This is a genomic window from Legionella pelazae (assembly GCF_052527395.1).
The window spans coordinates 102,561-111,108 of the sequence record NZ_JBNVZS010000011.1 but is presented as its reverse complement, the minus strand read 5'-3'; the positions used below and the strand labels follow the sequence as shown (position 1 = coordinate 111,108).

The window sequence follows — 8,548 nt, the reverse complement described above, 5'->3', positions numbered from 1 at the left end:
AAAGAATTCCCATCTAGAATATCTTGCAATTTGTGAACAGCGATATCTAATGCTGTAGATATCTGCTTGATACTATAATTGCCATATTTAATTAATATCTCAATTAAAATTCGCTGCTTATAAGAATCACAGTTAAATTCCTGTTCTTCTAGTGAATTTTTAAATGTTATGACACAACCCATATTAACTCCTTTTTTCTATTCTTTAAGTAATAAAAAGTGCAATAATTATGTATTAATCAAAATTAATTAATACACGTAATTTCTACGTGTTCCCTTAAATAGATAAAGAAGTAAAATAGCTCACCTTAATTAACTAGCAATCACATTTACTTATGAAAACAATTTGTGTGTACCTTGGCGCAAACTATGGCAATAATAACTCTTTTAAGCAGGCTGTCATTGATCTCGCTCACGAAATAGTGGAATTAGATCTCACTTTAGTTTATGGTGGCTCAAGTCTTGGGTTAATGGGCCTTTTAGCAACCACTGTGAAAGAGCTAGGCGGCAAAGCCATTGGCGTCATTACAAACTATCTTATTGATAAAGAGAAGCCACTTGCTATCCTTGATAAACTTTATATAGTTGACTCTATGCAAGAAAGAAAACAATTAATGCAACAACTAGCAGACTGCTTTGTCGTTGTTCCTGGTGGCCTTGGTACACTGGAAGAAGCAATTGAAACATGTAATGCTATAAAAATAGGCGAACTAAATAAAAAAATAGGCTTTATTAATGTTAAAGGTTTTTTTGATACCTTGTTTCAATTTATAGATAATTGCAGAGAAAGTGGCTTTCTTGCTCATGGACATTTTGCCCCAGAAGTAAACAAGAACGTACAAGCCTTGTTAAAAGCTTTAATTCAAATCAATGATGCTCAAAAAATAGCAAGCCATATTCCCATGTTAAGTTGAGTTTTAGCTAAATGGGAGGAATCAATCTAGAAAAGCATCATGCTTTAACCAGTAGTGTTAATGTTAAAGAATTAGTTAACCCTTTACTTGAATCTATTGGACTATCTTATTTTAATTATATAAAAATTTATAACAATGATTGTTCAAGAGAGCTACTAACAAATAATCCAGACTGGATAAAGCATTTTTATAAGTGTGCGTTATTTAATTCTATTGCTGCTATAGATATTGAGCATTTGCTTCCTAGGGGATACTTTTTGTGGTCAGAATTAGATGGTAATGATCCTATTTATCTTCAAGGGAGAGATTTTTTTAATATAGATCATGGTATAAGCTTTATCACAAAAAGGGAGGATGTTACTTATTTGCATATTTTTGCTGCTAATCAAGAGCATTATGAAATTAATAATTTTTACCGAGGGAATTTAGATTTACTGCAAAGATTTATATATTACTTTAATGATAAAGGTTTATGCGCTACAAACCATTTGTGACTGACCTTCGTCACTGGTTGAGTGATAAACTTTTTGTTGTTGGAGAAAATTGAGTACATCATTTTTACGGTATAAAATCTTGCGACCGATTTTCAAATAGGGACGCCACCACCAGCTCAACGGTTACGTTCAAGTAACTGAGTGGAACAACTTAATACCGCGGCTATGGTTTGTTGATTAAAAAGAGCAGTCTGAGGTGCGGATTCAAATTCATTTAAAAGATGTAAACGGGATGGTTTTTGAGCAGACATAGAGAACTCCGAAATTGATTATTCATCAGCATAATGCCGACCAGTCAATTCCCTTTAAATGAAGTCAAGAGTCTATCCAGCTTAGACTAGACAATTCCTTGATATTCGTTCCTGCTTTTCCTACTCATTAGCCTCTACTGGCCATGAAGCTTATACCTCAAGCTCGGGAAGAGTATCGCGTATCCCCTCAAAGATTGTCAAGGGGAATTCAAAGATATGTTGTTAAATGATATTGATTGTTACTAAGAATAGCTCTAAAAATGAATGTGTCCCCTGCGTCCCACTTATGCAAAACAAAGTTGGGTCAACTCAAACCAAGTAATGACGAGGTGCTCCACTTGCCCTTGAAATCCCGCCCATTTTTTATGGGTTTACAAGAACATTAAATTTTAATAAAACACGATTTACTATCCTTTCCACAGCGCAATACACTATAATTTATACAACATGATATACTACGATTTCCACAGCGTAATATACTATGATTTCAATAATGTATAAACAGAGAGAGCGATAATGAAACCATCAGAAAAACTGGCTCAATCATTAGAAATTTTACGAGAATTACAGCGAAAAGGTAAATATGCAATTCAGTCAAAAGAGATCAGCAGAACACATCGTGAACGCTTGGTAGAAAATGGATTTTTAGAAGAAGCTGTAAAAGGTTGGTACATACCTGTCAAACCAGATGAACAAAGAGGTAGTACAGCATGGTATGCTACTTTTTGGAATTTTTGTGCCAGCTATTTAAATGAACGCTTTGGTGATAACTGGTGTCTTTCTCCCGAACAATCTCTACTTATCCATGCAGAAAACTGGACCGTGCCTCAGCAATTAATAGTGCGAAGTCCCAGTGGAACGAACCGTAATATGGAGTTGCCTCATAACACTTCAATGTTTCAAGTGCGTTATAAAATGCCAGCACCCGAACATGTCGAGGTAAAACAAGAGCTAAGATTATTTGCTCTGGCTCCTGCTGTGATCTATTGCTCGCCCAAATTCTTCGCACAATATCCAACTGAAGCCAGAGCGACTCTATCTATGTTTAACAACGCCTCCGACATACTTCATTATTTATTGGATGAAGGGCATTCTTGGATAGCGGGAAGACTTAGTGGTGCATTTAGAAATATTGGAAAGGCGCAAATAGCCGATGACATCAAAGAGACCATGGAAAGTGCTGGGTATCAGATTCGAGAAGAAGACCCTTTCACTACCGATACACCCATTGATTTCTCAAAGTCAAACAAACCACCTTACCGTAGCCGGTTAGAAGTGATGTGGTATGAAATGCGACAACCTATCATCGATTATTTCCCAAAACTAAAACATAAGATTATCAGTACTGAAGAATATTTAGAAACCGTTGAGGAAAGCTACACTAATGATGCTTATCATTCATTGTCCATTGAAGGATATCAGGTCAGTGCAGAACTAATTGAAAAAGTACGCTCCGGTCAATGGAACCCTGATGCGTTTGAAGATGATAGAAATCAACGAAATGCCTTAGCCGCGCGAGGGTATTGGCAGGCTTTTCAAGCCGTTAAAAAAAGTCTGATAAAAGTATTGGCTGGAGAAAATCCCGGAACCGTCATACAAAAAGATCATGGCAGCTGGTATCGAGAACTTTTTCAGCCCAGTGTTGTAGCCGGTATATTAAAACCAACAGATCTTGCTGGTTATAGAAGAAATCCAGTATATATCCATCAATCAAAACATATTCCAGCTAGAGCACAAATTGTCAGTGAATTAATGGAGGAATTCTTTCAGTTAGTGAGCCAGGAAAAAGATTCTGCGGTTAGAATTGTTCTTGGTCATTTCTTCTTTGTGTATATTCACCCATACTCTGATGGAAATGGACGAACTGGCCGTTTTCTAATGAATGTGATGATGGCTGCTGGCCATTATCCATGGACAATTATTCCGGTTGATAGAAGAAATGAATATATGAAAGCACTGGAGCAAGCCAGTATTCAGCAAAATGTTATTCCTTTCTGTAAGTTTTTAGCTAGTTGTGTGGGTGAATGATTTCCCTATATTCATCCAATTACCCCCTTTCTTTGTTCACATATACACTGTGTTTAAAAAAAATGAACGCCATGAATTTTTTGATCTGTGTTAAAACTTTTATAATATAATGAAAATCGTTATATAGAATAAGTTTCAACACAATTCTACCTTGGGCAGTTCTTGTGATGGATCAATTGCCACTACTGTAGCAGATGGTTGAACCCCCATACACTTAAGAAATAATCTGTAATTTGTTGCATTGGTTTTCTTAACCGCTCAACATAGGTCACGATGTAGCCTGCAGTGATATCGCCATTCATTTTGGTTCATCAAACGCTTTAAAGCATAAGCCGAGATATCTAGTTTCTCAGCAATGGTAATAAACATTCGTCTTAAATCATGAACCGTAAAATGAATCCCTGAGAGCTTGGTTACATTGGTCATTTGTTTACGTGGCTCAATAATATGACCTGCGGCGCCTGTGCCAGGAAAAACATACTCATTAATCCTTTTTTGGCTGCGTGATAATAGCAGTTCGTAGAGGTAGCTTGAAAGGGGAGGGTATGAGACTCATAGTTTTTGGTATCAAGTACGGTTAACGTTTTAGCGTTTAGATCCACTTGCTCCCAGCGTAAAGTCGCTGCTTCCTGACGGCGCAACCCCGTTAGTATTATTAACAATAAGCAATCCCGCAAAACTTCATTTTGTAATTGTTGTACGCCAAGATACCAGGCAGCCAATTCATGGGTTTTAATAAAACTTTGCCGGCGGTTCGAGCCCGCCCTGGGAGCCAACTCCAGTCTAGGTTTTGGCAAATCCCAAGTTTTCCTTTCTTAAAGCTTGGTACCAGTTTTGGTACCGATTTATTTAGGAGAGAGCCCAATCATACAGATAAATAAATAATCCTTGGTTACACGTTGTTTTATCAAGGCTATAATTTTACTCGGAGATATTTACGACTATTCCTTATAATCAGTCGTTGGTTTTGGCCCACGAGAAATATCAAAGGGTGTTGGTGATTTATAAGCCTCTGCTCTAATATCCTGATCTGGCAAAATTTCTTGTTTTTTTGTTGTTCGCTCAAGTTCTAATTCCCTTTTCTTTGTGGGAATTAAATTTTTATCTATTAGCCTTGCGATAAAAGCGTCATAGTGTTTTGAATTAGGAATGATAGGGATTGTAATGGTTAACTTATTATTTTCCCTAATTAGTGTGGCATTAAGTTTGATATTTTGAGCACTTAATTCTTTCTTAAATTGTTTAAATTCATTGTTTATCGCATCATATAAAATAGCGAGATCCTTTTGTTCATCTGTATTAAGCAATTTATTTTCTTTAAAGGTAATCAAGCCTTGAGATAAATCTAGAGATAAAGATAGCAGGGCTAAATCATTATTAAATAGATATAATAAATCCTCTTCAGGAGACTCGTGCCAGACTTCACTAGCTTCCAAAAATGAAGATAATAACATTCCTTCTACAAGGGAAGGCTTTAAATTTAGTGAAGGGATATCTTCGATCTCATATGAATCACCTGAGTCACTTCCTGAGCTATCTCCACCAGTAGAGCCACCGCCGCCATGACCTCGGCAAATAGGTAAGCCAAGAGCTTTACATAAACTGCATGGGTTATTTTCAATAGCCTTGATCCTTGCATCTTGTTTTCTACTTTTATCTTCTATTTTTGGTTTAATACCATTTGCTGATAACGTAACCATCACTGTTACTCTAATATTTTACCGATTTTTAGATTTTAACGTGAGTTAATGGCTTACAAAGTGGAATCTGGGCTGATTTTACAATTTATTTGCAAAAATAGACTTTGCAGTCACTTTGCCAATATAAATTTATAAGTTTAATAAAATCTAACTTTATCTTTAATGGAGATAGGTTTGAACAGGTAAAATTAATAAATAGGATGATGCTAGACTAATACTCCAGGCAAATTTGCTATCTTCTTATTAATTATCTTGAAAATTGTAAAAAGTAATATTGACAAGATTCCTTAAGGTTATTTTTATCAGAGTTACGTTATGATTGATAAAATTGTCTCAGGTGGGCAGACAGGTGTGGATCAAGCGGCCCTTTTAGCTGCTTTAGATTTAGGTTTTGCTATTGGCGGTTGGTGTCCTAAAGGTGGTTTAGATGAAAATGGCGATTGCATTCTAAACAAATACCCTAATCTGCAAGAGGCTACTACAAGTCATGCAGATGAAAGAACAAAATTAAATATCCATGATTCTGATGGTACTATAATTATCGTTCCTAATTGGCCTTTACCTAATAAAATAAAAGATGGAACAGTTTTGACCATTCAGGAGGCTAAAAAACAAGGTAAACCTTATTTAATTATTAATTTAACTACTAAAAAAAATAAAATAAATAATTTAAAAGAATGGATAAGCGCAAATAATATTCACACTCTTAATATTGGTGGCCCCCGCGAGTCTAGTAGTCCTGGTATCTATAAAAGGACATATGACTTTCTTAAGTGTTGTTTACCTCAATTTAAATCTTCTCGGTAATGCACTCTTAATAGCAAGCGCTGCCTGCATCCAGGCTACCTATACTTCAATTTCAAAATTTAGGCTTTTAGCGTGAGGTGGCGCCTAAATTTTGGGAAATTACGATGGGTTGATAATAAATATTTTATTGATAAAATGCCATTGCTGAAAAAAAATTTCATAAATTAGAGAGACTTATAATGAATAAAACCACCTTGCCTACCCTTTTTATATTAAGCAGTATTTTTACAACGCCACTATTTGCTTCAAATTTTTTTCATAAATTAATACCTAGTAGAACGCCAAATCAGGTCACGCATTTACATGCAAAAAAACAAACGAAGCAACACAATAGTAACTATACAAATTTTTCAGGAAGCTGGTCAGGTGGTTGTTCTATAAATGATTATCCAGAGATACCTATGGATTTAACTATAGAAAATGATGCGGAGTATTTTAGTATAGATGGTGAAGAGTTTAGTATAGGACCCCTTCATACAAAAGGAATTTCAGGCGAAAGTAACACGGCAGAGTTTGAACATGCGGTACTTGAGTGGAATCAGGATAGATCTATGTTAACAGTAAAAAGCATGAGTTTTGAAAAATATCGAGATATTAAATCCAATACTACGGAAATTAGTATCATGAAGATGGCTATTTATTTAGATAATGGAAAACTTATTATGAAAGGCCAAGATATAGATTTGGAGCAGGAGATAATTGATCTAACCTGTACTTTTACAAAAAAATAAACATAAATACTAGTTTTTATTTGGCATCCTCAGCAAGGCAAAGATTCATCATAAATGCAATTTGTGTTTAAAACTAGCCTAAACAAGATGCTAGCAATTAAGTTAATAAAAATGTGGTAGTTTGGGCCAAGGCCCAACTTACAAAGTATCAAGAAAGTATTTTTAGGCCAAGGCTTAACGGTTTTTCCTTAACTCAATAGCGATTGGCTCAGCTTCTATGGTCAATCTTACGCGGTCACTCTTAAAATAGCTAAGAAACTTAATGTAATGACAGCAGCGCTTTATACCTGTGGATATACTTTCTGCTTTCTACTTAACTTATTTATATTAATCGCTATTACATAGCCTAGGCGCTTAAACTCCGCTGATTTATCAAATTATATTGAGCCCTTGCCTTATAAAAAAGCACAATGTTTCTTACTAAAATTAGCAATTATAAAATTTTGTACTATGTTTAAACTGTAGTAGTTAATTATGGACTATTAACTAAAGAGGGAACAATATGAAAAAGTTAATACTCACAGGAACTTCTGTTGCTATACTTTCAGCAGCCTTAGTTGGCTGTGGCTTTAATACTATGGACACAGTTGGTGGTACTCTTGTTAGCACAAGCACAGGTGTTGTAAATACAACTGGCGCAGTAGTTAGTGATACAGTTGGTGGTGTGGCTGTGTTGACAGGCCAACCTGTTGTTTATCGAGATATGGTTGCTTTCCGCAAGCATGGTGTTATTTATCGTAATGGTCATACTTATACAGTTCGCCATGGCCGTTATGTAATGATACACTAATCTAGTTTTGCCCTTCATTGATTTGTTTAATGAAGGGCATCTTTAAACTTTTACAGCGCTCAATTACATTTCAATAAATTTTGCACGGTTCTCTATTTAGGTAGAATTTTTTCTTATTCAATCTATCCTTCTAGTAAATTAATTTCTATATACATTAACCTTTAAAATTTAACTTATCCCATTTGCTTAATCTTCTCCGAAAGCGATAAAATTGTAATTATTTTCTATACTTAATTAGTAATAACAGAATAGATTATGCTAAATGCAACCTTTATAGGTATTTGTAATATTTAATAAAAGCGAAATAAGCTGGATAACTAGCTGAAGTATTTATTAATCTAATTCATTATTTCAGGAGTGGTGCTCATGAGAATAGTTCTGGCTTGCTTTCTTTTGGTAATAAGTAGCTTATTAACAGGCTGCTGGACAACCCACTCAGGACAGAAGTCAGGTATTATTGTCAAAGTCGCAAAAGAGGGCCGTTATTGGGGAACGTATGAAGGGGAATTAATTCGCGGTGGGCTTGATAACGCAAGTGGCGCAACTGGGCGGGAATTCCATTTCACGCTTGGCCAATTCAAATCTGATTTAGTAAAGAAAGCAATTTATGCTATGGAAAATAACAAACATGTCGTGCTGACTTATCATTGCGAAGCCTTTACTTTTCCCTGGAGTGGAGAGACAAAGTGTTTCGTCGATAATATTAAAATTTTAGAATCTACGAAGGCACAGTAAACTATTCCAATATAGTTAAACTTTAAAAATTTTATCTTTAGCTATTTAGATTAAGGTTATCTAGATAGCGTTTTTATAGACTTACATCAAATCAAAAAT

The 8,548-nt window shown here is 35.2% G+C and carries 9 protein-coding genes and 2 pseudogenes; 7 read left to right on the top strand and 4 right to left on the bottom strand.

Going from position 1 to position 8,548, the window contains the following annotated elements; all coding sequences use genetic code 11:
• The coding region (locus ACQUW5_RS11640) for a hypothetical protein (protein WP_444991424.1) at window positions 1–182 on the bottom strand (182 nt) is incomplete at its 3' end.
• A 152-nt stretch (window positions 183–334) separates the two neighbouring features.
• Here ACQUW5_RS11640 and ACQUW5_RS11635 point away from each other — a divergent pair.
• Window positions 335–913: an LOG family protein gene (locus ACQUW5_RS11635; protein ID WP_444991423.1), complete on the top strand. Its 579-nt coding sequence runs from the start codon at window positions 335–337 to the stop codon at window positions 911–913.
• Between the two features lie 11 nt (window positions 914–924).
• Complete coding sequence (locus ACQUW5_RS11630; protein WP_444991422.1) at window positions 925–1,407, top strand: hypothetical protein; 483 nt, start codon at window positions 925–927, stop codon at window positions 1,405–1,407.
• On the opposite strand, the pseudogene ACQUW5_RS11625 reads toward ACQUW5_RS11630, so the two are convergent.
• Window positions 1,384–1,658 (bottom strand): annotated as a pseudogene (locus tag ACQUW5_RS11625) (helix-turn-helix domain-containing protein). The gene ACQUW5_RS11630 and the pseudogene ACQUW5_RS11625 sit on opposite strands and share 24 nt — an antisense overlap.
• 840 nt (window positions 1,659–2,498) lie before the next feature.
• Between ACQUW5_RS11625 and ACQUW5_RS11620 the strand changes: the two are divergent.
• Entirely contained in the window at window positions 2,499–3,686 is a 1,188-nt protein-coding gene (locus tag ACQUW5_RS11620; protein WP_444991421.1) for a Fic family protein, read from the top strand.
• A 135-nt stretch (window positions 3,687–3,821) separates the two neighbouring features.
• On the opposite strand, the pseudogene ACQUW5_RS11615 reads toward ACQUW5_RS11620, so the two are convergent.
• Together ACQUW5_RS11615 and ACQUW5_RS11610 are read right to left on the bottom strand one after the other, a co-directional pair.
• Window positions 3,822–4,438 (bottom strand): annotated as a pseudogene (locus ACQUW5_RS11615) (tyrosine-type recombinase/integrase); the annotation flags it as partial.
• Between the two features lie 189 nt (window positions 4,439–4,627).
• Entirely contained in the window at window positions 4,628–5,386 is a 759-nt protein-coding gene (locus ACQUW5_RS11610) for a hypothetical protein (protein ID WP_444991420.1), read from the bottom strand.
• A 315-nt stretch (window positions 5,387–5,701) separates the two neighbouring features.
• On the opposite strand from ACQUW5_RS11610, the gene ACQUW5_RS11605 reads away from it, so the two are divergent.
• The 4 genes from ACQUW5_RS11605 to ACQUW5_RS11590 all read left to right on the top strand — a co-directional run bounded on the left by ACQUW5_RS11605 (window position 5,702) and on the right by ACQUW5_RS11590 (window position 8,449).
• Window positions 5,702–6,193, top strand: a complete 492-nt coding sequence (locus ACQUW5_RS11605; RefSeq protein WP_444991418.1) for a YpsA SLOG family protein — start codon at window positions 5,702–5,704, stop codon at window positions 6,191–6,193.
• A gap of 179 nt (window positions 6,194–6,372) precedes the next feature.
• Entirely contained in the window at window positions 6,373–6,924 is a 552-nt protein-coding gene (locus ACQUW5_RS11600) for a hypothetical protein (protein ID WP_444991417.1), read from the top strand.
• A gap of 502 nt (window positions 6,925–7,426) precedes the next feature.
• Window positions 7,427–7,714 carry a hypothetical protein gene (locus ACQUW5_RS11595; RefSeq protein ID WP_444991416.1) on the top strand — a complete coding sequence of 96 codons (288 nt, stop codon included), beginning with the start codon at window positions 7,427–7,429 and terminating at the stop codon, window positions 7,712–7,714.
• 366 nt (window positions 7,715–8,080) lie between these two features.
• Entirely contained in the window at window positions 8,081–8,449 is a 369-nt protein-coding gene (locus ACQUW5_RS11590; RefSeq protein ID WP_444991415.1) for a hypothetical protein, read from the top strand.
• Window positions 8,450–8,548: the final 99 nt, after the last annotated feature.

Bases quoted from the DNA above. Each gene is read 5' to 3' on its own strand.
- ACQUW5_RS11635 (WP_444991423.1), top strand. From the start codon at position 335: ATGAAAACAATTTGTGTGTACCTTGGCGCAAACTATGGCAATAATAAC.
- ACQUW5_RS11630 (WP_444991422.1), top strand. From the start codon at position 925: ATGGGAGGAATCAATCTAGAAAAGCATCATGCTTTAACCAGTAGTGTT.
- ACQUW5_RS11610 (WP_444991420.1), bottom strand. From the start codon at position 5,386: ATGGTTACGTTATCAGCAAATGGTATTAAACCAAAAATAGAAGATAAA.
- ACQUW5_RS11605 (WP_444991418.1), top strand. From the start codon at position 5,702: ATGATTGATAAAATTGTCTCAGGTGGGCAGACAGGTGTGGATCAAGCG.
- ACQUW5_RS11600 (WP_444991417.1), top strand. From the start codon at position 6,373: ATGAATAAAACCACCTTGCCTACCCTTTTTATATTAAGCAGTATTTTT.
- ACQUW5_RS11595 (WP_444991416.1), top strand. From the start codon at position 7,427: ATGAAAAAGTTAATACTCACAGGAACTTCTGTTGCTATACTTTCAGCA.
- ACQUW5_RS11590 (WP_444991415.1), top strand. From the start codon at position 8,081: ATGAGAATAGTTCTGGCTTGCTTTCTTTTGGTAATAAGTAGCTTATTA.